At 59.5% G+C, this 26,997-nt stretch carries 20 protein-coding genes and 1 tRNA gene; 7 read left to right on the plus strand and 14 right to left on the minus strand.

Annotated features, from left to right (window positions below; genetic code table 11):
• Positions 1 to 8: 8 nt before the first annotated feature.
• Entirely contained in the window at positions 9 to 3,464 is a 3,456-nt protein-coding gene (locus RBB49_RS18795) for a DNA methyltransferase (RefSeq protein WP_306144415.1), read from the minus strand.
• A 466-nt stretch (positions 3,465 to 3,930) separates the two neighbouring features.
• A tRNA-Leu gene (locus RBB49_RS18800) sits at positions 3,931 to 4,017 on the minus strand.
• Between the two features lie 177 nt (positions 4,018 to 4,194).
• On the opposite strand from RBB49_RS18800, the gene RBB49_RS18805 reads away from it, so the two are divergent.
• Positions 4,195 to 5,169 (plus strand): complex I NDUFA9 subunit family protein, encoded by a 975-nt coding sequence (locus RBB49_RS18805; RefSeq protein ID WP_306144416.1) that lies wholly within the window; start codon positions 4,195 to 4,197, stop codon positions 5,167 to 5,169.
• 938 nt (positions 5,170 to 6,107) lie between these two features.
• Positions 6,108 to 7,361 carry an MFS transporter gene (locus RBB49_RS18810; RefSeq protein WP_306144417.1) on the plus strand — a complete coding sequence of 418 codons (1,254 nt, stop codon included), beginning with the start codon at positions 6,108 to 6,110 and terminating at the stop codon, positions 7,359 to 7,361.
• 72 nt (positions 7,362 to 7,433) lie between these two features.
• On the opposite strand, the gene RBB49_RS18815 is transcribed toward RBB49_RS18810, so the two are convergent.
• Positions 7,434 to 7,667: a DUF1127 domain-containing protein gene (locus RBB49_RS18815; protein WP_306144418.1), complete on the minus strand. Its 234-nt coding sequence runs from the start codon at positions 7,665 to 7,667 to the stop codon at positions 7,434 to 7,436.
• A gap of 147 nt (positions 7,668 to 7,814) precedes the next feature.
• Here RBB49_RS18815 and RBB49_RS18820 point away from each other — a divergent pair, with 147 nt between their 5' ends.
• Positions 7,815 to 8,828 (plus strand): YafY family protein, encoded by a 1,014-nt coding sequence (locus RBB49_RS18820; RefSeq protein WP_306144419.1) that lies wholly within the window; start codon positions 7,815 to 7,817, stop codon positions 8,826 to 8,828.
• A gap of 6 nt (positions 8,829 to 8,834) precedes the next feature.
• Here the strand turns inward: RBB49_RS18820 and RBB49_RS18825 are convergent, their stop codons facing one another.
• Positions 8,835 to 9,641 (minus strand): undecaprenyl-diphosphate phosphatase, encoded by an 807-nt coding sequence (locus RBB49_RS18825; RefSeq protein WP_306144420.1) that lies wholly within the window; start codon positions 9,639 to 9,641, stop codon positions 8,835 to 8,837.
• Positions 9,642 to 9,830: 189 nt separating this feature from the next.
• Here RBB49_RS18825 and RBB49_RS18830 point away from each other — a divergent pair, with 189 nt between their 5' ends.
• The 3 genes from RBB49_RS18830 (at position 9,831) to RBB49_RS18840 (ending at position 14,045) form a co-directional block, all read left to right on the plus strand.
• Positions 9,831 to 10,523, plus strand: coding sequence for a glutathione S-transferase family protein (locus RBB49_RS18830; RefSeq protein ID WP_306144421.1), 693 nt, complete (start codon positions 9,831 to 9,833; stop codon positions 10,521 to 10,523).
• A gap of 83 nt (positions 10,524 to 10,606) precedes the next feature.
• Positions 10,607 to 11,740, plus strand: coding sequence for a tRNA epoxyqueuosine(34) reductase QueG (gene queG, locus RBB49_RS18835; protein ID WP_306144422.1), 1,134 nt, complete (start codon positions 10,607 to 10,609; stop codon positions 11,738 to 11,740).
• Positions 11,741 to 11,879: 139 nt separating this feature from the next.
• Positions 11,880 to 14,045, plus strand: a complete 2,166-nt coding sequence (locus RBB49_RS18840; protein ID WP_306144423.1) for a hypothetical protein — start codon at positions 11,880 to 11,882, stop codon at positions 14,043 to 14,045.
• Positions 14,046 to 14,110: 65 nt separating this feature from the next.
• On the opposite strand, the gene RBB49_RS18845 is transcribed toward RBB49_RS18840, so the two are convergent.
• Together RBB49_RS18845 and RBB49_RS18850 are read right to left on the minus strand one after the other, a co-directional pair.
• On the minus strand, positions 14,111 to 14,608 hold the full coding sequence (locus RBB49_RS18845) for an SRPBCC domain-containing protein (protein WP_306144424.1): 498 nt from the start codon (positions 14,606 to 14,608) through the stop codon (positions 14,111 to 14,113).
• The gene (locus tag RBB49_RS18850; RefSeq protein ID WP_306144425.1) at positions 14,608 to 15,477 is read right to left on the minus strand and encodes a S9 family peptidase; all 870 of its coding nucleotides are present in this window, start codon (positions 15,475 to 15,477) and stop codon (positions 14,608 to 14,610) included. Before RBB49_RS18850 ends, RBB49_RS18845 begins: the two co-directional genes overlap by 1 nt.
• A 200-nt stretch (positions 15,478 to 15,677) precedes the next feature.
• Between RBB49_RS18850 and RBB49_RS18855 the strand changes: the two genes are divergently transcribed.
• Positions 15,678 to 16,268: a TetR/AcrR family transcriptional regulator gene (locus tag RBB49_RS18855; RefSeq protein WP_306144426.1), complete on the plus strand. Its 591-nt coding sequence runs from the start codon at positions 15,678 to 15,680 to the stop codon at positions 16,266 to 16,268.
• A 129-nt stretch (positions 16,269 to 16,397) separates the two neighbouring features.
• On the opposite strand, the gene fdhF is transcribed toward RBB49_RS18855, so the two are convergent.
• From fdhF to rlmH, 8 genes are all read right to left on the minus strand, one after another.
• Positions 16,398 to 19,166 (minus strand): formate dehydrogenase subunit alpha, encoded by a 2,769-nt coding sequence (gene fdhF / locus RBB49_RS18860; RefSeq protein WP_306144427.1) that lies wholly within the window; start codon positions 19,164 to 19,166, stop codon positions 16,398 to 16,400.
• Positions 19,163 to 20,839, minus strand: a complete 1,677-nt coding sequence (locus RBB49_RS18865) for an NAD(P)H-dependent oxidoreductase subunit E (RefSeq protein WP_306144428.1) — start codon at positions 20,837 to 20,839, stop codon at positions 19,163 to 19,165. The genes fdhF and RBB49_RS18865 overlap by 4 nt, the downstream gene beginning before the upstream one ends.
• A gap of 210 nt (positions 20,840 to 21,049) precedes the next feature.
• The gene (locus tag RBB49_RS18870; RefSeq protein ID WP_306144429.1) at positions 21,050 to 21,580 is read right to left on the minus strand and encodes an RNA pyrophosphohydrolase; all 531 of its coding nucleotides are present in this window, start codon (positions 21,578 to 21,580) and stop codon (positions 21,050 to 21,052) included.
• Between the two features lie 111 nt (positions 21,581 to 21,691).
• A complete protein-coding gene (locus tag RBB49_RS18875; RefSeq protein WP_306144430.1) occupies positions 21,692 to 22,837 on the minus strand; it encodes a divergent polysaccharide deacetylase family protein in 1,146 nt (381 codons plus the stop codon).
• Between the two features lie 120 nt (positions 22,838 to 22,957).
• Positions 22,958 to 24,286, minus strand: a complete 1,329-nt coding sequence (locus tag RBB49_RS18880; RefSeq protein ID WP_306144431.1) for a S41 family peptidase — start codon at positions 24,284 to 24,286, stop codon at positions 22,958 to 22,960.
• Positions 24,283 to 25,674, minus strand: a complete 1,392-nt coding sequence (locus RBB49_RS18885) for a murein hydrolase activator EnvC (protein ID WP_306144432.1) — start codon at positions 25,672 to 25,674, stop codon at positions 24,283 to 24,285. Before RBB49_RS18885 ends, RBB49_RS18880 begins: the two co-directional genes overlap by 4 nt.
• Before the next feature lie 281 nt (positions 25,675 to 25,955).
• Positions 25,956 to 26,453, minus strand: a complete 498-nt coding sequence (locus tag RBB49_RS18890) for a GNAT family N-acetyltransferase (RefSeq protein ID WP_306144433.1) — start codon at positions 26,451 to 26,453, stop codon at positions 25,956 to 25,958.
• A 50-nt stretch (positions 26,454 to 26,503) separates the two neighbouring features.
• On the minus strand, positions 26,504 to 26,986 hold the full coding sequence (gene rlmH, locus RBB49_RS18895; RefSeq protein ID WP_306144434.1) for a 23S rRNA (pseudouridine(1915)-N(3))-methyltransferase RlmH: 483 nt from the start codon (positions 26,984 to 26,986) through the stop codon (positions 26,504 to 26,506).
• Between the last annotated feature and the right edge of the window lie 11 nt (positions 26,987 to 26,997).

Raw genomic sequence — 26,997 nt, forward strand, 5'->3', positions numbered from 1 at the left:
CTCCCTTGTTAGGCCACGTAGAGCCCGTTCTCTGCGACCTGTGCCTGACCGAGTGCGGCGAGGCTGGCGAGAAGCGGATCAACGGAGGTCGTGCGGGCGCGCTGAAACCGGCGGGCGATCTGGTCAGGTGTTGCCTCACCCAACTCTTCCAGCGCTTCTCGCACAGCGGCAATCTGGTCAGGCAGGGTTTTGGGCCAAGGCGCCTTTCCGAGCTTGATGGCAGCGCCGACATCCAGCTCGGCCTGTTTATCTGCGGCTTCAGCCATTCTGCCTTCCGGGTTCTGATACTCCGGACGCAGCCAGCGGATGTGCCCTGCCGCTTCTTCCGCTGCGCGTTCCTTGTTCAGATCCACAAGGCGAAACAGGATTTGCTCGTCGGTGAGATCAGCAGGCCAGCCATAGGCATCGGCCACGGCGGTGTCGATCCGATCATGAATGTCTCTCAAGATGCCGATCAGGCCTTGGTCGTAGATGTCCTTGTCCCTGCCCTCGATCGTCTCGCCGGCTCGCAGCTTTTCGAGAACGTTGTACATCTGGGTCAGAGTTAATCTGGGGTAGGTGGCCTGCTGTCGCTTACGGTGGGCGTCCAGTTCTTCACCGAGTGCGTCGAGCGTTGCCTTCTGGGGATCGGTGAGGTCGGGGAAGGGGAAGGGGTCAAAGCAACGGGTTTTGTTGTAGCGAGGTCGGTCTTCCAGTGTTCCACCTTGTGCGAGAGACCAGATGACGTGGTGTGCGCTGGAAAGCACTGTAAGCTCGGCTGCGTCATCAAGAGCGATCACCACGAGCATGTTGTCTGGCAAGATATCCGCGTCGAGAAACTGAAATGCGCGATGTTTCATTGTTTCGACGGTTGCGATATAGCGCGACATTCCTTGGAGAGCGGGGCGTAAATCACGGCGTGGCTCGCCGTGTATCCACCAGTTTCGTTTGTAGCTTTCGCGGTTGTTTAGATCCCGTTCTGGTTTCACATTGTCTAGAACATGCTGATAGATGGCCGGAAGGCGCTCTCGTGCCTCGGTTTCGGACAGCCCGAACAGATCAATAACCATCACGCCGCGTGGTGTTGAAGTGAGATCTCGTCCGTTACGATAGTTCCGAATGTGCCGTGACGCATCTTCAATCGTGCCGAGCCCGAGTGTCTTGGCCTTTTCTCGAGTTACGATGAAACCAGCGCCATGTAGCTTTACCCCCGGCGACGAAAGTCCTCGATTTGCTTGCAACACTCCGACCCCGGCAGCATCGGCGCCAATCTGCAAACTCGCAAAAACCTTTCCGGTCTTGTGATCGAAGGTCACCAGGCGCTCGTCCACCTCTGATTTTTCCTTGCTTTCCGTCGCCAGCGTCAGCACTTTCCCGGCCCGATTTCCTGCAGCAGCTACAGTCATGGCAATGCGCACCGACGCCCCGAACTGCGTATCCACCCAGGGATGATCGGGAATAGCGAAAAGCAGCGAGAGTGGCTTCTTCTGATCGTTGAGATGCGGTTCCAGCACCCGGCGATTAAAGGTCTGGCGCAACGAGTTGGTTGTAATCAGGCCGAAGCGGCGGGTGCCCCTGCCTTTCTTGGGATCGTGTCCACGGGCTGCAAGCGCTGCCTTGTCCCACCAGAACATGACCAGATCCGCACTTTGCGGCATTTTCGGATGGGCCTTCCAGAGGGCTTCGACATAACCGTCGCCGAGACTGTCGCGAAGACGACTCGCGCCAATGAACGGCGGATTGCCGACGATAAAGGTGGCGTCAGGCCATTTGGCCGGATTGGGCTTTTTGTAGTCATAGACTTGTATGCGAGCGTCTGGGTCTGGCACCTCCTCACCGGTCACCGGGTGGCGCATGGTGGTGACACCGTCCCAGCGGGTCACCGGTTTACCTTCCTCGTCTAGCCGCGGAAAGCGGTCGTCCCACTCCAGTACAGCATCGCGGTTTTCAATGTTCTTGAAATCTTTCAACACAGGCTCGGACGGCGATGCCCTTCCATGGGTGCGGAAATGCCATTGCAGGTAGCCAATCCAGAGCACGAGTTCAGCGACCGCCGCCGCCCAGGGGTTTATTTCGATGCCAAGAAACTGGTGCGGGTCGATCGTGTGGCCGGTTAGTCCAAGCAATGCCTGGTCTTCACCCAGTTCCTGAAGAAGTGCGATGACCTCACCTTCCAGGCGCTTCATCATTTCCATGGCGACATACAGAAAGTTTCCCGAGCCGCAGGCTGGGTCCAGAACACGTATCTCGCAGAGCTTGCGGTGGAAGTCGCGCACGACCGTGCGCGCTTCCTTTTCCTTACCGTCCGCCATCAAGCGCTGCACGGCAGTCTGCACGTCTTTCCAATCGGTGCGTAGAGGCTCCATGATTGTCGGAGTTACAAGCCGCTCGACGTAGCTTCGCGGCGTATAGTGCGCACCGAGCTTGTGCCGCTGACGCTGATCGAGCGCACGTTCAAGGAGGGTTCCAAAAATGGCCGGCTCAACCTCTTTCCAGTCAGCTTCAGCCGCCTCGATGAGCAAGCCAAGCTGCAAGCTGTCGAGCGGCAAAGCGTCCGACTCCTTGAAAAGCCCGCCATTAAAGCGCCTCAAATCCTGAAGCAGCGCGGCGGAAAATCCACCAGAATTCATGGTCTCCCAGAGACCCTTTAGCGTTGGTGCAGCGTGTTCAGGATGACCGCGCAGCTTCTTCAGGAGAGCGGTGAAGCTGCCGCCTGGGATCAGTTCGACATCCTCAGCGAACATGGAAAACAGACATCGCATCAAAAAGCGGGCAACAGTTTCACTGTCGTGACCCTGCCCCTCGAAGCTTTTCCCAAGCTCAGCCAGATGCACCGCGATGTCCCGCGTTACCGCAGCTGATTTGAGCGACGTATCGAGTGACTCCGGCGCAGTCCAGATCGTTCGCAGCAAGTCACGCGTTTCGGGATCACGTAATTTCTCCAGAGAGATGCGGTACCGATTGCCGTCGGGAAACTGGTTGTAGCCCTGTCCCGCTCCCGAAAAGTCAGCATAGACTTCGATGACATGCCCGACATCGACGACCAGAAGAAATGGCGGCCAGCCGTCTTCCTTCGAAACGGCGCGCGCGTAGCCGTCAGCCTGGTTTCGCGCCTTTAGCATGGTGTCGTCCCACTTGGCTGAACCCCGGACGCCATGAGCATGCGAAAACTTCGCATGCTCTTCCCGAAGGCCATGGGCCAACTGATCGTGATTTTCCTTGCGAATCCGTTCGCTGCCCTGTTTCGCTTCAAGAACAAAGCAACCTCGTTTGTACAAATCTATACGCCCACGGCTCTTGCGGCCTGTATGCGTAAACATGACCGGACGCTCGAAGCGATAATCAAGAAAATCGCCATCTTTGTTTGAGTTCTTTGGTCTCTCAACGCCAATTAAATCTGTCAAATCATTGGCAAATGACTGAAAATTTGCCATCTCACTACCACCAGACAGCTGCCAGGTTTGGATAAATTTCTCAATTTGCATTGATCCGTACAGCATTTTTTATTTGGTACAAGTGACAATGCAGATAAAACAATTTTTAGTTGTATTTCAATCATGGATTGTATTTTTGCGTAAATGAGATTGAATTTCATCAGTAGTTTCAATTGAGCTATTAATCGCCGTAGAGAATTTTTGCAGATAGGTTGTAGACCTAAGCCAATGACTGAACCTGTCTTTTCTGAAATTTCCACTCGGTTGATTTGCGGTGATGCGGCACGAACGGGCATATGCAAAAACTTGCCGTGTAAACCGAATATCGGCCTCTATCACTCACCGCATCCGGCAACTGGCGGCAATAAATGCTCGAGCTTGGGCAGTCTGGTGTCGTGTTTCGATGAGGAAAAGGCTCAACGCATCCAGACGCAATTCCACAAACAAAAAAAGCCCCGGAAAACCGGAGCTTTTTTAAAGGATGTCAGACCGTATCGGACAGTCTGAAATCGGAATTTGGTGCCCAGGAGAGGACTCGAACCTCCACGCCCGTAAGGGCACTAGCACCTGAAGCTAGCGCGTCTACCAGTTCCGCCACCTGGGCTGTGAGGGGGGCTTGTAAGCGCCGGGCTGGTCCTTGTCAATCGCAAGGTGCGACTTTTTTTGATCAAACGCAGGCAGCCCTTCACACCCGGCTCACAAAGCTCTAAGTAACACTGTGACGGGTGCGGCGCTGACGCTCCGGACCGTCAGCTCAGGACGCGAAAAAAGGCATTTCCAGATGTCCACACCTCTCAACGGCAAACTCGTCACAATCTTCGGCGGGTCGGGCTTCCTTGGCCGGCATATCGTGCAGTCACTGGCGCGGCGCGGCTACCGGATACGGGCCGCCGTCCGGCGGCCGGATCTTGCAACGCATCTGCAGCCGCTCGGCGCGCCCGGACAGATCATGGCGGTGCAGGCGAACCTGCGCTACCGCTGGTCGATCGACCGCGCGGTGATCGGCTCGGACGCCGTCATCAATGCCGTCGGTATTCTTGCCCCGACAGGCAACCAGACATTCGACGCCGTGCAGGCCTTCGGTCCGCGTGCCATCGCGGAGGCCGCGCGCGGCGCCGGTCTTTCCGCGATCACGCATATTTCCGCAATCGGTGCCGATGCCGACAGCACATCGCAATATGCGCGCACCAAGGCGGCCGGTGAAGCCGGTGTCCTGGAAACGCTGCCGGACAGCGTCATCCTGCGCCCGTCGATCGTGTTCGGACCGGAAGACGACTTCTTCAACCAGTTCGCGCAAATGGCCCGCTTCGCGCCGGCCCTGCCGCTGATTGGCGGCGGCGACACCAAGTTCCAGCCTGTCTATGTCTGCGATGTCGCCGAAGCCGTGGCGCGGTCCGTTGACGGAGACCTGACGCCGGGCGCGACCTACGAACTCGGCGGGCCCGAGCACAAGAGCTTCCGGGAGTGCCTGGAAGAGATGCTGGATATCACCCGCCGGTCGCGTTTCCTGCTGCCGATCCCCTTCCCCGTCGCATCGGCCATGGGCAAGGTCATGCAGCTCCTGCCCGGCGCGCCGCTCACGGCCGACCAGGTGGAACTCCTGAAGACGGACAACGTGGTTTCGGAAGCCGCCATCAAGGACGGGCGCACACTGGCAGGCATCGGCATCGAGCCGGCGACACTGGCCAGCATCCTGCCGACCTATCTGGAGCGCTTCCGGCAACACGGACAATACGACGCGCACAGGCCTGTCTGAGCTACGACGCAGCCCGGGAGCCGGTCTGAGCTGCGACGCAGCCCGGGAGCCAGTCTGAGCTGCGACGACTTGCGGCGTTTTACCCTCTCCCAATGGTTGAGGGGCAAATGCCGGCAAGACAACTCACACCTGTCCCCTCACCCGACCTTTCAGGCCGACCTCTCCCATGGGAGAGGGAACAGCCGCGGCGGCAAAAACGTTTGCGCTCCAACACCTGTCTTTCCAGGCTCGAACAACCGCTGGCATGGCGGCATGGATCGCCAGATCAAGTCCACTTTTGTCCGGTTTAACCCGGCAATGATCTGTTGCGGCGATCCCCGGTCGATGAACTTGTCATCCCTGCTGAAGCGGCAGGGAATCAGTACCCTCTTGTTTCCCTATCTTCATCTAACCTCCAGCGACACGGCGTACTGGCTCCCGGTCTTGCCGCATATGCGTCAAACCGGGACGACAAATCCGGGAAGCAAGTCTGTATCCCGACTTGGTACTGATCGGAATTATAAAGCTTCCTCAACGGCACAAGTTCGATCGCAACTTCTAAGCCGGACAGCAGTGGATCAAGCCCTGCAATGACGGCTGAAATCAGGGGGATAAATTCCCCAATCAAGCTCCGCAAACTCCGCCTCATCCTGAGGACGCGCGGAAGCGCTGTCTCGAAGGGTGAGTTGCAGACCCGGAGCGCGGCCCATCCCTCGGGGCCTGCTTTGCCGCGCACCTGAGGATGAGGTGGATTTGCGAGAGGGTTTATGACCGCTCAATCAGGTCAAGCCGGCGAGCCAATGACAAAACCGTTTCTTTGAACGGCACCGGCCACCTTCAGAAGCGATGACGCGGCCAAAGGCAGCGCAAGTTTTTCAGGCGCGCGCAAGGCCCGTTTCGCCGGAAAGCTTCAGTTTTGTTGAAAATGGTTCTAGGCTTTCTCCCGACAGGAGGGGGCCATGTCACCTATCGCCAAAATAACCATGGTTTTTGTCGTCTTTGTTGACCTTCTGGGTCAGGGGCTCGTGTTTCCGATCATCAACGGCCTGATCATGGAACCGAGCACGTCGATCCTGGCCAAGGACACGTCGACCGCGGCCCGCCATTTCAACTACGGGCTCATCATCGGCATCTTTTTCATCTGCTGGTTCTTCGGCGCGCCTTACATTTCCAAACTGTCGGATACGATCGGGCGCAAGAACGCCATCCTGATCTGCCTGTTCGGTGCGTTTGCGGGCTATGCGCTTACAATCATCGCGCTTTATGCCAACAGCTTTCTTCTGCTCATTCTCGGGCGGGCGATCACCGGGCTGACCGCCGGCAACCAGCCGATCGCCCAGGCCGCCATGGTGGATGGCAGCACAAGCGACGAAGACCTTTCAAGAAACATGAGCTACATCATGCTCGGTATCAGTTTCGGCCTCGTCGGCGGCCCGCTGATCGGCGGGTTCCTGTCCGACCCGATCGTGCTCGGGAGCCTGGCGAGCATCAAACTGCCCTTCTTCGCCAGTCTCGTCCTGGTGGCGATCGCCGTCTTTCTGGTCGTCTTCTTCTACAAGGAGGACCCGACTGAGCGGGAAGACTTCGCGCTGCGGCCGGCGGAAATCTTCGAAACGCTCTGGCGGATCAAGGACTTTCCGCTCGTTGTCCGGCTGACGATCGTGCTGTTCTTCTTTCACCTGGCCAACGTGACGTTTTACGTCTTTGTCGACAACTACCTGACCAGCCGGTTCGGCTACGGCGTGCTCGGCAGCAGTTTCGCCATGATGACCATCGGAGCGGCCATCGCGATCTCGAGCACGTTCTTCGTCGTGCCCGTACAAAAGCGGTTCACGAAAGAACGGATCCTAGCGGTGAATTTCATCGTCTGGATCCTGGCAACAAGCATGTTCATCCTGTCGCCGGACGGCCCGCTGACCTATGTGCCGATCTTCTGTTTCTTCTTCATCTTCGGCATCACCTATCCGACACTGCTGTCGATCTTCTCCGCTTCGGTCGGCCCGGAGGAACAGGGGTGGGTGATGGGCATGACGGTTGCGGTGTTCACGTTCAACGCGGGCGCGATGTCGCTGATCGGGGGCGGACTGATCGGGATCAATCTCGACCTGCCGTTCTATATCGTGATCGGATGTGCCCTGACCGCGCTGGTGGTGATGTTCCTGTTGTGGAACAAGCCGGAAGTGAAGACCCTCCTGCGAAAGACCGGCGACTGATACCACCCTCAGCATATAAGACCCTATCTGTTGAGGGTGGTATGTCTGTCCCAAGCCAGCCGCCGGCCTCTCCTATCTCCAGAAATCCGCGCCGTAGCGGTCCTGGTGCAATTCGCTGTATCCGCGTTCGGTGCGCCTGAGGCCAATGTCCTTCAACTCCTGTTCATTCAGGTGAGAAAGGGCACGGGCAGTTGTCCGGCGGCGAAAATACCGGCGGAACTCGTCGGCACATACACGAAGAACGGTGAACACAATGCTGCGGCTATGCGCGCGGCTGCGGAAAACGGTGTCAATTTCATAGCTCATCTCTCAACTCCTCGGGGATCATGACCGCCGTTTTGCGGCGACAGGAGCACAATGACAGGTCAATCCTGACAGCTGTGAGTCAGGTTTGATCTCGTTCTGTTCCCGGGATATGATTTTTTTTGAAACAACCGTCCAAGGTCTCTTTTCATGAACCCGATTGAACGCGCGCTCGGCATCCTGCTGCTGCTGACAGGCGGCAAACTCGTTCCGGCAACCGTGCTTGCCGAACGCTTCCAGGTGTCTCTCAGGACGATCTACCGGGACATCGACCGGCTGATCGCCCTCGGGGTGCCCGTTGACGCGGAACGCGGGGCGGAGGGCGGCTACCGCCTTGCGAGCGGGTATCTGCAGCCGCCCGTGGCGCTGTCGCGCGATGAGACCGCCGCGCTCCTGGCCGCGATGGCGCTCGTGCGCAGCAGCCGGACCGTGCCGCTGGCGAACGACCTCGCATCTGCGGAAAAGAAGCTGCTCGCCACGCTTCCGAAAACGGTTCACGGCCTCCTCAAGGAGGCGGACAAGATCGTTGGCATCGAACCAATTCCGCCCGATATCTTTCATGCCGGCACCAAGGCTGAGCCGACGGAAGACTGGCAGCGGGCACTGGATGGGTTCATGGCCGGTATCCTGGACGGCAAACGCGTCCGTTTCGACCACGTCAACCCGTCGCGCAGCACCGCGAAGGCGCATGATGTCGAACCCTATGGCGTCATGTTCGACCGGGATCTTTGGTATCTCGCCGGGCGCTGCGTCGACACGCAGACAGTGAAAGTCTACCGGGCCGACCGGGTGCGCGACCTTGAAATCAGCGGCATGTTCTTCCGGCCCGACAAGACCTTCTCGATCAAGACGCTGCTCGGCGGCGCCTGGCTGTCGCAGGCCATGCGCCGGTGGGAGCAGGAAGAGGAAATCGCCAAGATCCTGATCACCGCGCAACAGGCCAAGAAACTGAGTGCGGACTGGTACTACCGCCACGCGGTGTTCACCCCGGCAGGTGACGGCAAGATCCTCCTGAGCATCCCCAGCACCGACCGGGCCCGCATCCTGCCGCTTGTCAGGTGGCTGGGACCGGGGGCCGAACTCCTGTCACCGGACGCTCTGCGCACGGAGTTTGCCGCCGAGCTTGCCGCGCTGACAGCGCTTTACGGCGGCGGCGCGTCTTAAGAATCGTCAGCCCAGGAAATAAAGACCGGCGAACCCGGCAAGCCCCACGAAGATGCGCCACCAGGCAAACGGGGCGAAGCCGTGCCGGGAGACGAAGTCCAGGAGGCCCTTTACCACGAAGACGCCGGAGATGAACGAAGCCACAAAGCCGATGGTAATGAGCATGGCATCATCGGCGGACAGGACGTTGCGGTTCTTGTAGAGATCATAGGCGAAGGCACCGGCCATCGTCGGCATCGCCAGAAAGAACGAAAACTCGGCAGCCGAACGCTTGTCCGTTCCCATCAGCAACGCGCCAGCAATGGTCGCGCCGGACCGGGATACGCCGGGGACCATGGCAAGGCACTGACAGAATCCGATCTTGAGGCACAGCGACAATGGATAGTCCATCACGTTGGTGTAGCGCGGCTTCAGCGGCAACCGGTCGATCCAGAGCAGGATGACACCGCCCACCAGCAGCGTTGTACAGATGAGAGCCGGCGTTTCGAAGAGCACTTCCTTGATGAAACTGTGCAGCATGACCCCGATCACCGCAGCAGGAAGGAAGGCAATCAGGATGCCGACCACAAAGCGGCGGCTGGCCTGGTCGCTTGGCAGCGAAACCGCCAGGTTCCACAATCTGGCGAAATAGACCGAGAGAATCGCAAGAATGGCCCCCAGCTGGATCAAGACTTCGAATGTCTTTCCCGTGCTTTCAAATCCGAGAAAATGACCGAGCAGGAGCAGGTGCCCCGTTGAAGACACGGGAATGAATTCCGTCAAACCTTCGACAATTCCCAAAATAAGCGCATTTACAATCGTTTGGCCGTCCATTGGATCTTTTCTCCAGCAGGCGTAATAAAAATGAGAGCCGGATCGGAGATCATTCGCGACCCGACATTTGCGCGACGGCTGCCTATTTGCAGCACCATTTTCCCCACGTCAAACCCTTGATAACCATATGTGAGGCAAACTGGTTCAAGAATTCTTAGTCTTGCCACAGTTCGGGCTCTAAACCCTTTCATGCTCACGCTTTACCATCATCCTTTTTCGCCATCGTCCCGGTTCATTCGCCTTGTCCTGAGCGAATACGGCGCGGCCTTCGAGGAGCGCCATGTCGAACCCTGGGACCGGCCGCAGGAACTCCTGGTGCTCAATGCCGCCGGAACCGTGCCGGTGCTGGTTGAAAATGACGGACCGGCCATCTGCGGACCGGGGCCGATCATGGAGTATCTCGATGAAACTCGCGGCTATGCGCTCACGGACCGGCGCCTCATGCCTGATCATCCCGAAGCGCGGGCCGAAACCCGCCGGCTCGTCGAATGGAGCCTGGTGAAGTTCGATCAGGAAGTGGTCGGGCACCTGGTGCGCGAGCGTATCTACAAGCAGATCATGCCCAAATCCGCTGGTGGCGGCGAGCCGGATTCGGCCGCACTGCGCGTGGCACGGGCCAACATCCATCATCACCTGAAATATTTCGGCTACCTGGTCGCCTCACGCCGCTGGCTGGCGGGCGACCGCCTCTCCTTTGCCGATTTCGCGCTTGCTGCCGGCTTGAGCTGCGCCGATTATCTGGGCGAAGTTCCCTGGACCAACGAACCGGATGTCAAAAGCTGGTATGCCCGGGTGAAGTCACGCCCATGCATGCGCCCGCTTCTTGGCGAAAAGGTGCTTGGCATGCCGCCCGCCGCCTCCTACGCGGATCTTGATTTCTAAAACCTGCCTGCAACAATGGGCACACGCTCAGGGCCAGGCGTTTCCTGTTTTCAAACCGGTCCCAACCCGCGCTGCCGACACCATTGGACACAAGAGCCCGAAAACTGCTGACCGCCCTGGAACAGAAAGCCGAAACCCTCGGCTTCGCCGGACTGCGGGTGGCAGCCGCCGACAGCATACCCGGCGCGGACGAGCGGCTGCGCACGTTCCTTGAGCGCGGATACCACGGGACGATGGGCTGGATGCAGGAGACGGAAGACCGCCGCGCGTCCCCCCGTGCCCTGTGGCCGGAAGTGCGGTCGGTCCTCATGCTGGCGATGAACTACGGACCCGACGATGCCCCGGAAAACCACCCGCTCGCACATCTGGACAATCCAGAGACCGCAGGGATCTCGGTCTACGCGCGGCACCGCGACTATCACGACGTGATCAAGGGACGGCTGAAGGAACTGGCCTCCTTTCTGGTGTCGAGAGCCGGGGGTGATGTCAAGGTGTTCGTCGACACGGCGCCGGTGATGGAAAAGCCGCTTGCCCAGGCCGCCGGTCTCGGATGGCAGGGAAAACATACCAACCTGGTCTCGCGCGAACTGGGATCCTGGTTCTTTCTGGGGTCGATCTTCACGACGCTGGAGTTGCCGCCGAGCGGCCAGGAGCAGGATCACTGCGGCCGTTGCCGGGCCTGTCTCGACTGTTGTCCGACTGACGCCTTTCCAGCGCCCTATCAGCTTGATGCAAGACGCTGCATCTCGTATCTCACGATCGAACACAAGGGCCCTATTCCGCTCGAGTTCCGAAAGGCCATGGGAAACCGGATCTACGGCTGCGACGATTGCCTTGCCGCCTGTCCGTGGAACAAATTCGCCCAATCGGCGTGTGAGGTGAAGCTGATTGCGCGCCGCGACCTGACCAATCCGGACCTCACCGACCTGCTCGATCTGGACGACGCCAGCTTTCGGAACCTGTTTTCCGGATCGCCGATCAAGCGGATCGGCCGCAACCGCTTCCTGCGCAATGTCCTGATCGCGGCCGGAAACTCCGGCCAGCCGCACCTTCTGGCGAAAGTTGAAGCGATTCTCGGCGATCCGGACCCCGACGTCCGGGGCGCAGCCGTCTGGGCCTACCGGCAGCTTGCGCACGAAGAAGACTGGACGGCCCGGAAAGACGCTGCCCTGAGCCTTGAGACCGACGACCAGGTTCGCAACGAATGGCTGCAATAGATCGGCATTTTTACCCATCACGATTCGACGTCATCAAAAGAATGGGTCATAGTCATGGAATGGCCAATGACAGCCCCCTATATCGTAGTCGACCGTTTCCCGACGGTCTTGTCTGCTGATCCGATTTGGAGCCAAAACATTGATTTTAAAAGCCGCCTTCGCCAAGACCTCTCAGTCGTTCAGAACACGTGCCGGGCTTTTGTCCGTCAGCACCGCTTTGGTCCTCATGTCCGGTACAGCCCTTGCGCAGGATACGGGAAAGGCCGCGTTCGACGCTTATATCGAAGGTTTGAAGAACCTGGGTCTGGAGTATGAAAACGGATCTGTCGACTATGATGAAGGCAGCGATACGCTGACGCTGACGGACAGCACGCTCACGTTCAGCGGAGTACTCAAGGACATTCCGGTCGAGGAGACCGACGTTTCAGGTAATGACGGAGCGACCGCAATCGATCCGTCCAAGCTGGAAGACATCACCTATTCGCTGTCCTTCAACTCGCCGTCGGTCACGATCACCGGGCTGACGCATGACAACGGCAGCTTCACATCGAAGAGCTGGGTCTGGGCAGACAACTCGCAGCTCCTGATCGAAGGTGCACGCGAGAGCAGGGGACGCCTGAAGGTCGACGGCCGCATGTCGGGCATTTCAGCGACCAATTATGAGTTCGTTCTTCCTGAAGTCCCGGCCGAAGACCCGGCCAGGCGGGCGAGCCGGTGGCTCCCGTTCGTCAAGGCAACGCTGCTGACCTCCTATGACGAGGTCAGAGTGGACAGTACCGGCGTCACCATCGAGGCCTATGCGGCAGACGACGGCAAAGAGGTCGAAGTGCTTACAGGCACCATTCAGATGGATGGCTATCTGATGGCCGGCGCCCGCGACGGACGGATTGCCGAATACTCGATCGACCAGATGACGCAAAACCTTCGGACGCTCGAGCCTGCGTCGGGACAGATGCTTGCGCAGACGACAAGCCAGGGAAAAACGGTTTACAGCGACCTCGACATCAAGAGCCTGATCGACCTGTTCGACCCCTCCGTTCCCGAAACCGGTGAGGAAAAGACCCTGATCGGGTCCGGGTCTGCCGTTGACTACAAATCCAGTCAGGAAATTGCCCCGGGTGTTGCGTTGAAGATCGAGGCCGAAAAGGCAACGCTCGACAAGGCAACGATCGTCAAACGCGACAACAACCTCCTTGCCATGCTCGATAAGCTCTTCAACAAGGAGGTGCCGGGTCCTGAAGAACTGATCACCAATGTGTTCCAGTTCTACCGGTCCTTTGCCTATTCAGACGCGCGCATAAGCGGCGTTTCCATCATCTTTCCGCTTGGACCGGGTCTTGAGTCCGCAATCAAGATCAAGGAAATGGCGATGACCGATATCGGCTCAAACGGTATCGGTGAAATGATGCTGGTCGGTCTGGATGCCCCCAATCTGCCGGAGGGCATATCCGCGAAGCTGGACTGGGCCGCCATTGGCGACATCGAATTCGCCGAGTATGAGCCGATCGAGGAAATCATCGGCAAACTGGTGTCAGACCCGACCTATGGCGAAAACAACCCGCTGGAAGTCGCCCGGGCCTTCATGCCGAGGTCGCTTGCCTATGAAGTCGAAGGCCTTGAGGTCAATGTTCCGGAGATCGGACTGACTGCGCTCGGCAAGCTGGAGACAACCCTGTCGACCACGGTCCCGCCCTTTCCGACCAGCCTGTTTTCCAAGACCGACGGACTACGTATTCCGGTCAAGGCGGTCCAGGACCCACAGGCACAGGCGCTGTTCCAGGGTCTTGGGCTGGAAACGATCGTCTGGTCCGACGAAGCGCGTCTTTACTGGGACGAGGCAACACAAGACCTTCGCCTGGAGCGCCTGATGATCGATATTGAAGGCGTCGGCCGCGCCGAAGCGTCCCTCCGGTTCGCCAACGTTCCCAAGGCGCTGTTTGAAGATCCGGAAGGCCAGGGCCAGCTCGCCGCGATTTCGGCCCAGTTCGTGGATGCCTCCATCACGTTCAACGATGCCGGCCTGACCGGCAACGGCCTCAAGTTCATCTCCGAGGCCCAGGGCATTCCCCAGGACGCGCTGAAGCAGGCGCTTATCGCCCAGGCCGCCGGGGCAACCGCACCCATCCAGAACGAAGCCTTCACGAAGATGGTCAGCGATGCCGCGTCAAAATTTCTCAATGATCCGAAGGACCTGAAGATCACGCTGACCCCGGCGAACCCGGTGCCGCTGGCGCAGATCCTCGGCAGCATGGCCGCACCGCAGACCCTGCCGGATCTGCTCAACGTGAAGATTGAGGCAAACTGAGCCGGGAGCGGTCACACAGACAATTCCCGTGCGAGTATGCATGGAAATGAAACCCCAAGGGCGCCTCAGGGCGCCCTTTTTGTTTGAACGCGCTCCTTGAGCGCCTCCAGGGTCTTTGCATAGGACGGCTCAATCCAGTCGGAGTTCCAGAACCAGAGCCCCAGACCCCGATCAACCTCGTGCTGGATGACTTTCGTTCCACCATCGACCGGTTCCAGCAGCCATCGATGGTCGAATGTCAGCAGCCCGGGAACGCCACCGGTCTGCCGCAACTCCCTTAAAGGTGCAAGGGTGACAACATTCCCCGTCATTTCAAGCAGCTTGCCGTTCGGGTCGCGCACCTTGTAGGCGAGCTTCGCGCCCTGGGCATAGTCGCCCTTGGCTTCGACAAAAACCGGGTTCCATTCGGGATAGGACGGGGTGTCCATCAGGACCGCCCAGACAGTCTCGGCGGGAGCCTCGATCACGGTCTCCACGTGGAAGGTTTTCTTCGTCAGGAAAGCGCCTGCGAGCGTAGCGACGATGAGGGCGGGAACGCCCCATTTCAAAAGTGTCCAGACCATCACAAATACCTGTCGAACCAGCCCATCATCTCTTCGGGGTGGGTGCCAAGATAATCGTAGGCGGCGAACCGGCTCTTTTCGAGATCGAGCAGCATCAGGTCCTTTTCCACTTTCAAAGCGTCGTAGTAGTCGCGCACCATGCCCATCTCGGTCCAGGGATCGTTGGTGTTCTGAACGACCAGAGTGGGCACTGTCACTTTCGGCGCGTCCTTGACGAAATCCGGCGCTGACATGTCGAAGCCGAGCCGTTTCGCGCTGGCCTTTTCACCTGACCGTGCCATAAAACCCGGCATGCCAAGCGCCTTGATGAAACAGGTATAGAGAAGGGGTTGAACCGCGATCATCGCCTTGAGGATCGTGCGTTTGCCCAGGCTATCCTCGCGGCCAAAGGCATACGTGGTCGATGCCGAACCCATGCATATGCTGAGCAGTCCGATTGACGCCTCCGGATATCGTTCGCTCGCAAAATCGACGGCCGCGATCACGTCCTTGGCTTCTTCCGGCCCCCAGCTCACCCAAGGGATAGTGCCGATGTCGCTCTCGCCATGACCGCGCAGGTCATACATGAGGACAGAGTATCCCTGGTCGATAAGGTATTTGGCCTGGCGCAGGAACTTGATATCCTGCTTCCACGGGGCGATCGGGCCGTGGCCCTTGGGGGTCCAGCCGCCGCGATTGCATTGGACGCCGAAATGGCTCTGGACGATCACCTTGCCGGTCCCGCCCTTGATCAGCCAGCCGCGAAGCGTGACGCCATCTTCCGCCTTGAATTCCACGTTCTCATAGTCGAGCCCATGGGCCTCCGGACTGTCGAACAGCGGTGACTGAAAGGGCTTGACCATCATGTTCGAGATCATGTTTCCGAACATCCTGTTACTCCTGATATCCCGGTGCGTTTGAACAAACCAAAACCCAGCGCGTCGCCCGTCGAAGCATTTGCGGCTTGGGAAGCCGATTGTGTTTTGACGTCATTCGCCGCCTGACTTTACAACCTTATAATTTTTGTAAGCTTGTATTTTACATTCTTACGTAACTTGTCAAGTGGTCGAATTCACTTTATGTGACCTCTATGACCGAAACGCAGCCCAAGCCGTTGAATGAAACCGAAGAAAGAATTGTCGAGGCAGCTATCCGATGCTTCGTGCGCTTTGGTGCGCGCAAGACGGCGATGGCCGACATCGCGGCAGAAGCGGGTGTTTCGCGGCAAACGCTCTACGACCTTTTTGGCGGAAAGGACGATCTCATCCGCGCCTCGATCCGCGTGATCACGGATCGCAACCTGGCAGCTGTCAGAGGACGGCTGGACACATGCGCGACATTGTCGGAGAAGCTGGACGCCTACTTTGCCGAGACGGTGATAAAAAGCTTTGAACTCCTGCAAACGGCTGGAGATGCGGAAGATCTTGTTTCCGGACACAACGCGGCGGGTCGCGACGAGATCGCGCGCTCTCACCAACGCCACGAGATGTTGGTGAGAGAGTTGCTGATGCCTCACGAGATCGCGCTTGGTGAGAATGGCCTAACCATTGAACAACAGGCGCATCTATTCGTGACTACCGTCATGGCGCTGAAATACGGTGCCTCCAGCCGCGGCGACCTAGATCAGCTCCTTGCCGCGCTCAAGTCGAACGTACTCGCGGTGACCTGCACAGCACGCTAGCTCGCCCGCGGTCGACCGACCTGCAGCTTCAAACAAGCAATACAGCGACGTTGCTGGAACGATCTGGAATACTCCGTTTGACAGACAAGAATGAAAAAGGCGGCCCCGAGGCCGCCTTTTTTGTATCTGTCACTCCGCCGCGTGCCGGTGTTCGGCTGGTCCAATTTTTGCCGCGCAGAACTTGAACTCCGGTATCTTGCCGAACGGGTCGAGCTGCGGATTGGTCAGGAAGTTTGCCGGTGCCTCGAAGAAACAGAACGGGATGAACAGCATGCCGCTGGATACGTCCCGGTCGGCACGCAGGGTCAGCGTGATCGCACCGCGCCGGGTTTCAACGGTCACCTGCTGACCGATTTCGAGACCGGAAAGCTTGATGTCGCGCGGGTTCATGGAAACCACGGGTTCCGGCTCGATGGCGTCAAGAACCGCAGCGCGCCGCGTCATCGCACCGGTGTGCCAGTGTTCAAGCATCCGGCCGGTGGTGAGCACAAGCGGGAAGTCTTCATCCGGCAGCTCGCTCGGTGGCACAAGGTCCGTCGGCACGATCTTGCCGCGCCCGTCCGCCGTCGGGAAGGACTGGCCGAACAGGATCTCGTTGCCGGGCTTGTCCGGCGCATCGGCAGGATAAGTGACCGTTCCGTCGCGCTCGAGCCGGTCCCAGGAGATGTTGTTGAGGGACGCCATGTGCGAGCGCATTTCCTCGTAGATGGCCGGAACGCCGTCATAGGTCCAGTCGAGGCCCAGGCGGTTGGCAATCTCGATCAGGATCTGCCAGTCGGCACGCGCTTCGCCGGGCATCGGAACGCAGGGACGGCCGATCTGCACCTGACGGTTTGTGTTGGTATAGGTGCCGAGCTTTTCCGCATGTGCCGATGCCGGAAGAATAACATCGGCATGCCAGGCGGTCTCGGTCAGGAAGATGTCCTGAACGACGAGATGCTTCAACGAAGACAGGGCCTTGCGGGCATGGGTCTGGTCCGGGTCCGACATGGCCGGGTTTTCACCCTGCACGAACATCGCCTCGATGCCGCCGGCAAGGATGTCGTCCATGATCTCGACAACGGTAAGCCCACGCACCGGATCGAGCGTCCGGCCCCAGGCGTCTTCGTATTCACCCCGGATATCCGCATTTTCAACGGACCGGTAGTCCGGGAAGACCATCGGGATCAGACCGGCGTCGGAAGCACCCTGAACGTTGTTCTGCCCGCGCAAGGGATGCAGGCCGGTTCCGGGGCGGCCGATCTGGCCGGTCGTCAGGGCCATCGCGATCAGGCAGCGGACATTGTCGGTGCCGTGCACATGCTGCGAAACACCCATACCCCAGAAGATGATGGATTTTGCACTGGTCGCATAAAGACGCGCAACCTCGCGCAGGGTCTGCGCATCGATCCCGCAAACCGGTTCCATTGCCTCGGGCGTGAACTCGCGGATTTTTTCTGCCAGCGCTTCGAACCCGTCGACATGGGCAGCGATGTACTGGCTGTCATAAAGGCCCTCCGTGATAATCACATTGAGGATCGCATTCAGCATGGCAACATCGGTGCCGGGCTTGAACTTCAGACCGTAATCCGCATGCCGCATCAGGTCCTGGCCGCGCGGGTCCATGACGATCAGCTTCGTGCCCTTCTTGGCCGCCTGCTTGATATAGGTCGCGGCGACAGGATGGTTCTGCGCAGGGCGCGCGCCGATGACGATCATGCAATCGGCATCTTCAGCGGCGTTGAAGGGCGCTGTCACGGCACCTGAGCCGATCCCTTCCATCAGCGCCGCCACGGAAGACGCGTGGCACAGCCGCGTGCAATGGTCGACATTGTTGGTCTGGAAGCCCTGGCGGATCAGTTTCTGGAAGAGATAGGCCTCCTCGTTGGAGCCTTTTGCCGAGCCGAAGCCCGCGACGCCCGCGCCGCCCTTGGCGTCGAAGGCTGCCTTCAGACCGCCGGCAGCGCGGTCCAGCGCCTCTTCCCAGCTGGCTTCCCGGAAATAGTCGAGATGGTTTTCCAGCGTCATGAAAATGTCGCCGCGCTTGGGCGCATCGTCACGGCGGATCAGCGGCTTGGTCAGCCGCTCCGGGCTCGAGACGTAGTCGAAACCGAAACGTCCCTTGACGCAAAGCCGGTTTTCGTTCGCCGGGCCATCGCGGCCTTCAACCTTCACGATTTCGCCGTCCTTGACGGAGACGGATGTGAGACAGCCGACACCGCAGAACGGGCAGACGCTGTCGACGGTTTCCTCGGCGAACACTTCACGCACCTTGCCGGTGTCATCCAGAAGGCTCTTTTCCATCAGCGCGCCCGTCGGGCACGCGGAAACGCACTCGCCGCAGGCGACGCAGGTGGAAATACCCATCGGGTCGGCAAGGTCGAAGACCGGGGCCGTGTGCGACCCGCGATCGGCCATCCCGATCACGTCATTGACCTGGACTTCCCGGCAGGCGCGCTCGCACAGGTTACAGGCAATGCAGGCATCCAGGTTTACGGCGATTGCAGGGTGCGAAATGTCCTGCTGCGGTTTCTCGCAAGGCGCGAATCGGCTTTCGTTCACGCCGATTGCGTCAGACCATTTCCAGAAATCACTCTCCGGATCGGGGTGGGCCTCCCGGCTTGGCTGATCGGCCGCGAGCAGCTCAAACACCATTTCCCGCGCCTTGGAGGCACGTTCCGTTTCCGTCTTTACGACCATGCCCTCGGACGGCATGCGGATGCACGAAGCCGCGAGCGTCCGCTCACCTTCGATATCGACCATACAGGCCCGGCAGTTGCCGTCGGACCGGTATCCGGGAGCATCCTTGTGGCACAAATGCGGGATCGCGACGCCTTCGCGCTTGGCCACCTGCCAGATGGTTTCCCCTTCCTGAGCGGTGACATCCTTGCCATCGAGGGAGAAAGTGACTTGGCTCATCCTTCGAATTCCTCCGGGAAAAACTTGAGCACGGATGCCACGGGATTGCTTGCAGCCTGACCGAGGCCGCAGATCGAGGCAGAGCGCATGACCGCGTCAAGATCCGCAATCTTCGTTTCGTTCCAGTCGCCGGCAGCGAGCAGATGTTCCATCTTTTCCGTTCCCGAGCGGCACGGCGTGCACTGGCCGCAGCTTTCATGCTTGAAGAACCGCATGAGGTTCAGCGCAACATCACGCATGTCATCCTGGTCGGAAAAGACGACGATCGCGTGGCTGCCGATGAAGCAGCCATGTTTGTCGAGAGTGCCGAAATCCAGCGGTTCGTCGGCAAGCGAGGCAGGCAGGATGCCGCCTGAAGCGCCTCCGGGCAGATAAGCCTTGAATGTGTGGCCGTCTTCCATGCCGCCGCAGAATTCTTCCAGAAGCTCGTTCATGGTGATCCCGGCCGGAGCCAGTTTCACGCCCGGTTCCTTGACACGGCCCGAAACAGAGAAGGACCTGAAGCCCTTGTGATCGCGCCGGCCCTGCGATGCGAACCACTCCGGTCCCTTTTCGACGATGTCACGGACCCAGAAGAGCGTTTCCACGTTGTGGTTGAGCGTCGGGCGGCCGAACAGGCCCACCTGGGCAATGAAAGGCGGGCGGTGCCGCGGCAGGCCGCGCTTGCCTTCGATCGATTCGATCATCGCGCTTTCTTCACCGCAGATATACGCACCGGCGCCGCGGCGCAGCTCGATATCGATATTCGTGATGATGCCGGAGGTCCGCAAAGCCGCGATTTCTGTTTCCAGAATTTCCAGCACCGCCGGGTATTCATCGCGCATATAGAGGTAGATCCGGTCCGCTGAAATCGCGTGTGCCGCGATCAGGGCCCCTTCAAGCAACCGGTGCGGGTCGCGTTCCAGATGGTAGCGGTCCTTGAATGTGCCCGGCTCGCCTTCATCGCCGTTAATCGTCAGGTATTTCGGGCCCGGAAGGTCATTGACGATCTTCCATTTTGTTCCGGTGGGAAATCCGGCTCCGCCAAGGCCGCGCAAGCCGGCTTCAAGCGCCATGCCTGCAAGGGCGGCAGCATCGAATTCGCCTGCGCGCACACGGTCGAGCAACCTGTAGCCGCCATCCGCACGATATTGATCGAGCTTGATGTAGTCCGGCATATCAGGCGTCGTCTTTCCCTCGAACAGGATCGCGCGCACGGAGAGTTCGCTGGCATTGTCGACGGCCCGTTTTCCGACCTGCGCAGCCGGAGCACCGGCGCAACGTCCGATACAGGGTACCTTCTGGATCCGGACCTTGGCCGGATCGACACCGCTTTCAAGCGAAGCGGCCAGTGCATCGGCACCCTTGATGGAACAGGCCACGCTGTCACAGACGCGAATCGTCAGGGGAGCAGGCTTTTGATCCTCCTCCCGAACAATATCGAAATGGTGATAGAAACTCGCGACTTCATAGACTTCCGCCTGGGCCATCCGCATTTCGACAGACAGGGCTTTCAGGTGCCGCGCTTCGAGGCAGCCATAGGCATCCTGAATCTTGTGCAGGTGTTCGATCAGCAGATCTTTGCGGCGCGGTTCATCGCCCAGGAGCGCCTGAACTTCACCCAGGGCCGCATCTTCCAACTGACGCCCTTTTGGCTGGGACGGCTTTCTTGAAAGCCCCTTGCCGAAAGACATTGGCGTTCCTCCTAAACGTGCAAGGCACGCGGCCTGTTACGCGTGCCCCTGCTCTTGCCCAAGTCCTGGAAAGACACGGAAATCATACGCGACTGCCGTGCCGAATATCCATTTGAGCCGGATGCTAGCGGTGGAACAATGCCTTGTCTGTTTGAAAAGCGACAACGAAACTTCAAAACTTGACGCTTTGACGATGACGGTTGCGGGCGATCAGGACGTCAGGTGGGAAAACGCTGCCACGACCTGCAGATAGACCGGCCGCTTGAACGGAACGATCAGGTCCGCAAGGCGGGCCGCGTGCTCCCAGCGCCATTCGGCGAACTCGGCCGAATGGCCGTCCGGCGGGGCCAGAATGTTGATTTCGTCATCATGTCCGTCAAAACGGTAGGCAACCCACTTTTGAGCCTGACCGCGATACTTGCCCTTGCGCGTCGATCTGACGACTTCGGGCGGGTAGTCATAGGCGAACCAGTCCGGGGCTTCTTCCAGAAGCGTGACGGAGCTGATCGAGGTTTCCTCGTAAAGCTCCCTGCGCGCGGCCTCAATCGGAGTCTCGCCCTTGTCGATACCCCCTTGCGGCATCTGCCATGCGAATTCGTAGTTGGCGGTGCTGCCGCCATCGTCCCGGCTGCCGATCCAGACCTTGCCTTCGCCGTTGATCAGCATGATCCCGACGCAGGGACGGTAGGGCAGGCCTTCGGACGGCTCAGGAAATCCCGGACCAAGCGCATGCTTTTTCACTTCAACACCTATCAGAAAATCAGTCGTATCGGAGTTTGGCCCCGGTACGGTGAATTTGAGGTTCGCATCATTGCTCCCAAGGCCTGCGAAGCGGACTTCAATTTCCCCGCACTAGCCGTCGATGGTCGCGCTTACCGGCACAAGCTGAAGGCCCCGCTGTTCCAGGTCGCGCACCCATTTCTCGAGCTGGCGGACGGTCACGGGCAGTGCCGATCCGGTTGCAACGGCAACGCCGCGCGATCTCGCGATGCTCTCCAGTTGGAGCAGTTTTGCATCGATATCATCTTCGCGCGGTACCTCGTCCAGAACCACGTCAACGCCGGAATAGGGTATCCGCAACTCGCTGGCCGTCTCCGCGGAGAGACTGCGGGACGATGTTCCGTTGTCGACAAACATCAGGCCCCGGGACTTCAGCTTTTCCAGGAGATACTGGATGGACGGCTTGGTCGCCGTGAAGCGTGCACCCATGTCGGGAATCGCGCCAACATAATTGGTCGCCCGCGTCAGCAGGAATGCAAGCCGGTCGAGCATTTCCGCGGGCTGCAGGCTCACCAGAAGCGTGTGCGGTCCCGGGTCGTTGTCCGGGAAATCGAAGGGCTCCAGCGGCAGCTGCAGAAGCAGTTCGTGGCCCTTTGTGCGCGCCTGCTGCATCCATTGATCGAGGTCGTCGCCATAAGGCGCAAGCGCGAGCGTGACATCCGCCGGCAACCGGTCAATGGCGTTCTGCGTTCCCGTTTCGCTGAGACCCATACCGCTCAGGATCACCGCAATCTTCGGGATGGAGGTGAATTCCCGGACGACCGGGCGGGAATAGGCATCCAGAGGCCGGACACCCGCGTCGCTGACCTTCGGAAGAAAGCCGTATTCAGAGCGCTCGCTCACCCGCGTATCCGGGTTGGCGGACAGACTTTCGACAGGGGCTTCCGGTCCCTTGCCGTCGGGCCGCTGCACCATGTTGTAACGCGGTCCGAGCAGATCCTGACCCGCGTCGGGCCGCAGGTTCGGACCAAGATCCTCGTTCAGGCCAGGCCGGATTTCGACAACTTCGATGTCCTGGGAAGTCACGCCTTCCACGGTGGCCTCGAGCGGAATGACCGCAACCGGCTCACCGCCCAGCGGATCGTCCACGACCGCGACCCAAATGAGTGTCGTTGTGATGAAGACGCTCAGGAGGCCAACGCCGATAAGGCCAAACGGCAGCCTGACCAGCCGCCGCTTGCCCATCCCTAGGGGAGCTGTGAGATCTTCGCTCGACATGTCGTTCTGGGCCTTTGTTCCGGCGTCGCACCGGCGCGGATTCTTGTTGTCGGGATACGCAGAACGAGAATGGAGGGGCTGCGCGCCGGAGGTCGGCGCACAGCAGATCGCAAATGGCGGTTAGTTCTTGACCGCGGCGCTGTCGGACACCGGCGGGAAGGCGCTGTTCACCTGTTCGCCGCGCAAAAGATCAAGCGCAAGGTTCAACTGGGTGTCGTCTTCCGGATCCGGCGGGACATAGGCCTGGCTGCCGGACTGCTCTTCGCCTTCCGCTTCCAGGTGTCCGCGCAAGCCGGCCTCACCGCGCGTTTCAACGCGGCCGACAAGCTCTTCCGGCAGTTCCTGCAAGGCCTCGATATCCGGCACGATGCCCTTCGCCTGAATGGAGTTTCCGGACGGTGTGTAGTAGCGCGCCGTCGTCAGGCGGATCGCACCGTTGGCACCGAGCGGGATGATCGTCTGCACGGAGCCCTTGCCGAAGGACCGTGTGCCGAGGATTGTCGCACGGCGATGATCCTGCAGCGCACCGGCAACGATCTCGGACGCGGAGGCCGAGCCGCCATTGACGAGCACGATCACCGGCTTGCCATCGGTCAGATCACCGGCCCTGGCGTTGTAGCGCTGGGTCTCATCGGCTTCCCGTCCACGCGTCGAAACGATTTCGCCACGGTCAAGGAACGCATCGGACACGGCAATTGCCTGGTCCAGAAGACCGCCCGGATTGTTACGCAGATCAATCACGTAACCCTTGACCTTGTCTTCACCGATTGCGGCCGTGGTTTCCTCGATGCCTTTCTTGAGGCCGTCGAAGGTCTGTTCGTTGAACTGGGTCACGCGGACGTAGCCGACATCTTCCTCTTCACGCCAGCGCACCGAGCGAATGCGGATGATGTCGCGCGTGATCGTGATGTCGAGCGGTTCGGTGCGTCCCTCGCGGCGGATGGTCACCACGATGTCGGTGTTGACCGGACCACGCATCTTTTCAACGGCTTCGTTCAGCGTCAGGCCCTGCACCTGCTCACCGTCGATGTAGGTGATCAGGTCACCGGCCAGAACACCGGCCTTGGCAGCAGGTGTTTCGTCGATCGGGGAAACGACCTTGACGAGGCCTTCCTCCATGGTGACCTCAATGCCGAGACCGCCGAATTCACCGCGTGTCTGCACCTGCATGTCGCGGAAGCTCTTCGGTGACATGTAGCTGGAATGGGGGTCGAGCGAGGTCAGCATGCCGTTGATGGCGCTCTCGATGAGTTGCGCATCGTCCGGGACCTCGACGTAGTCTGAACGCACGCGCTCGAAAACGTCACCGAACAGATTGAGCTGCCGGTACGTATCGGTCGCAGCCGCGTTTGCCGCAGCCGATACCTTGAACGGCATCTGGGACATTGTCGTAACTGCCGCAGCCCCCATCAGGGCACCCACCAGCAGCAAGGAAGCTTTCCGTATCATCCGCGAGCCTTTTCTTCTTCTGTGCGTGCCCACCAGGGAGTGGGATCGACCGCACGGCCGTCCTTCCGAAATTCAACATATAGGATCGGCTGGGTCGAACCCAAGCCGAACGTCGACGCGCTTGCCCACTGGGTCGCGCCCATAACACCAACCGGTTCCCCGGTAAGAACAAACTGCCCCAATTCCGCATCTATCCGATTCAGGCCGGCGAGGAGCACATGGTAGCCGTCGCCAGTGTTCAGGATCAAGAGCTGACCGAAAGAACGGAAAGGACCTGAATAAACCACCCATCCGTCCGCCGGCGAGGTCACATTAGACCCCGGCCTTGTGGCAATAGATTGACCTTCCGTCACACCACCGAATTCATCTTCCTGGCCGAAGTCCTTTAGCAGGGTTCCCGCAACCGGCTGCGGTAACCGGCCCTTAGCCTCTTCGAACGTTATCTGCGGCGCAAGCCGCCCCGGATCAGCGAAGGGATCAAAATTGCGCGAGGCGTTCCGTTTTGCGTCAATCGCCGCCTGCCGCGACTTTTCAGCCGCATCGCGGGCACTCTCGATTTCGGCCTCCAGATTGGCAATCAGCTCTTCCAGGGACCCGGCCTGATCGGCCAGCAATGCCGCGCGCCTCTTTTCCTCCTCGAGAACCTTGACCGACTTCAGATGTTCCTGCCTTTTGGCGCTCAGGAGAAGTTCAAGACGGGACTTTTCCTCAGCCAATCGCATGGCGTCACCGCCCAAACGGTTTTTCTCTTCCGCAATCACCGACTTCAGGCGCTGCAATTCGGCCAGATCAGCCGCCAGCGCCTCGGTTTCCACCTTCAGCTCCGGCATGACAGCGTTCAGAAGAATCGCGCTGCGGACCGCCGAAAGGGCATCGCTCGGACGAACGGCAAGCGCCGGAGGCGGCCGCTTGCCGATCCGCTGAAGGGCCGCCAGAACTTCCGCCAGAACATCGCGGCGCGCGACCAGCGAGAGGCGGACCGCGTCTTCGTTTTCGCCCAGGCTCATCAGTCTGCGCTCGGTATCGGTCAACTCCGTTTCAAGCGTCTTGATTGTGTCAGAGGTGCTTATGATCTTCGCGTTCAGCGTTTCCCGGTCACGGTCCAGCGCGCGGATCTCGCGCGCAATCGCGGCCTGACGATCGGATGACACCTCGATATCCCGCGATAACGCGGCCAGTTCGTCTTCCCGCTTCTTCTTGCGTTCCAGAAACGCATCGATCTCCGACGGCCCGGCGCTTTCCGCCTGCGCCTGTTCGTCGAGACTTTCACTAGCATTCAAGGGTGTGGGCGCGAGCATGAGACAAAGCGCGAGCCCACGCAAGAACGAGCCCGATGTCCACCAGTTCCAATGTCCAGGACGCACAGCCTTGATGCGATCCGGTCTCAATTCTCGTCAGCTCCCAAAGGTTACCCTTCCCGCGATACACTGACTGCGTTAACGAACCGTTTACTCAGGTAACCAGCACCTTAATCCGGTGACCCTCGCGGTTACGCGACCGCCTGTGTCTGTTCCACCTTATTGTTCCCATAATCCGTTACGTCCGGAATACGGCGAGATACGGGCGAAATCGTGTTTTCAGATCACTTGAAGCGTTAACAAATGTTAATGATCTTGTCCTCAAGGAGCATGCACCTCGCCGGCAGAGGACGAAACCCGACGAAAAAGCTCTAGAAATGGCGATAGACCAGATCTTCCGGGTTGGGCCGCTCAGCGTCCTTGTCCAGGACAGCGCCGAGACGTTCGGCCAGATGGCGCGAGCGCAAATTGTCCTCATCAACATAACTGACGAGGCTCGGCAGTTCGCGCTCGTTCCGCGCCCAACCCAGAAACCTTTGCGCTGCCTCGTAGGCAACACCCTTGCCCTCCGCCTCCGGATAAACGAACCAGCCCAGTTCATGCTCGGGAAACAAGGGACCATGATTGATACCGACCTGTCCAAGGCAGGATCCCGATGCATTTTCCTCGATCATCAGGGCTCCGTTGCCCATCAGCGGCCATTGGGCCATGTCATGGCAAAACAATGCCCAGGCCATCTTCTTGTCGAACGGACCGCCCATCCCGGCGGACCTCTCAGTCTGCATAAAGTCGACATAGGCCGGCCAGTCGACCATCGTCATCGGCCTCAGGACCAGGCGTTCGGTGCGCAGCGTGGGAATGTCTGCCATGTCGGGTTCCAGACTTAAGGATGCGGCCGGCAGGCCGGTTCTGCGAAATCTCAGGCGCGGTGATAGGGGTGGCCGGACTGTATGGTCATGGCGCGATAAATCTGTTCCGCGAGAAGTATGCGGGCAATCTGGTGCGGCCACGTCATTGCCCCGAGCGCGAGTTTCAGGTCCGCCCGTGCAATGAGTTCGGCCCCGTGACCATCGGCCCCGCCGATCGCAAACACGACATCTGAAACGCCCTGGTCCTTCCAATTCTCAAGTTTCTGACTGAAATCGGGACTGGTCAGGTTCTTGCCGTTTTCATCCAGAACCACGATCCGCGCCGCGCCGGCTACCGTTGCCATAAGGGCGGTGGCTTCCTCGGTCTTGCGGTCTTCCGGCCGCTGCGCCCTGCTTTCGGCCAGTTCGACGACGCGGACGTCCGTGACCCCGAGGCTGCGGCCGGTCTTGCGAGCGCGGTCAAGATAGCGTTCGAGCAAGTCCTTTTCGGCACCTGCCTTCATCTTGCCGACGCAGGAGAGTGTGAAGCGCATAAGATCCCTGC

This window comes from Roseibium sp. MMSF_3412 (assembly GCF_030733265.1).
Lineage (GTDB): Bacteria > Pseudomonadota > Alphaproteobacteria > Rhizobiales > Stappiaceae > Roseibium.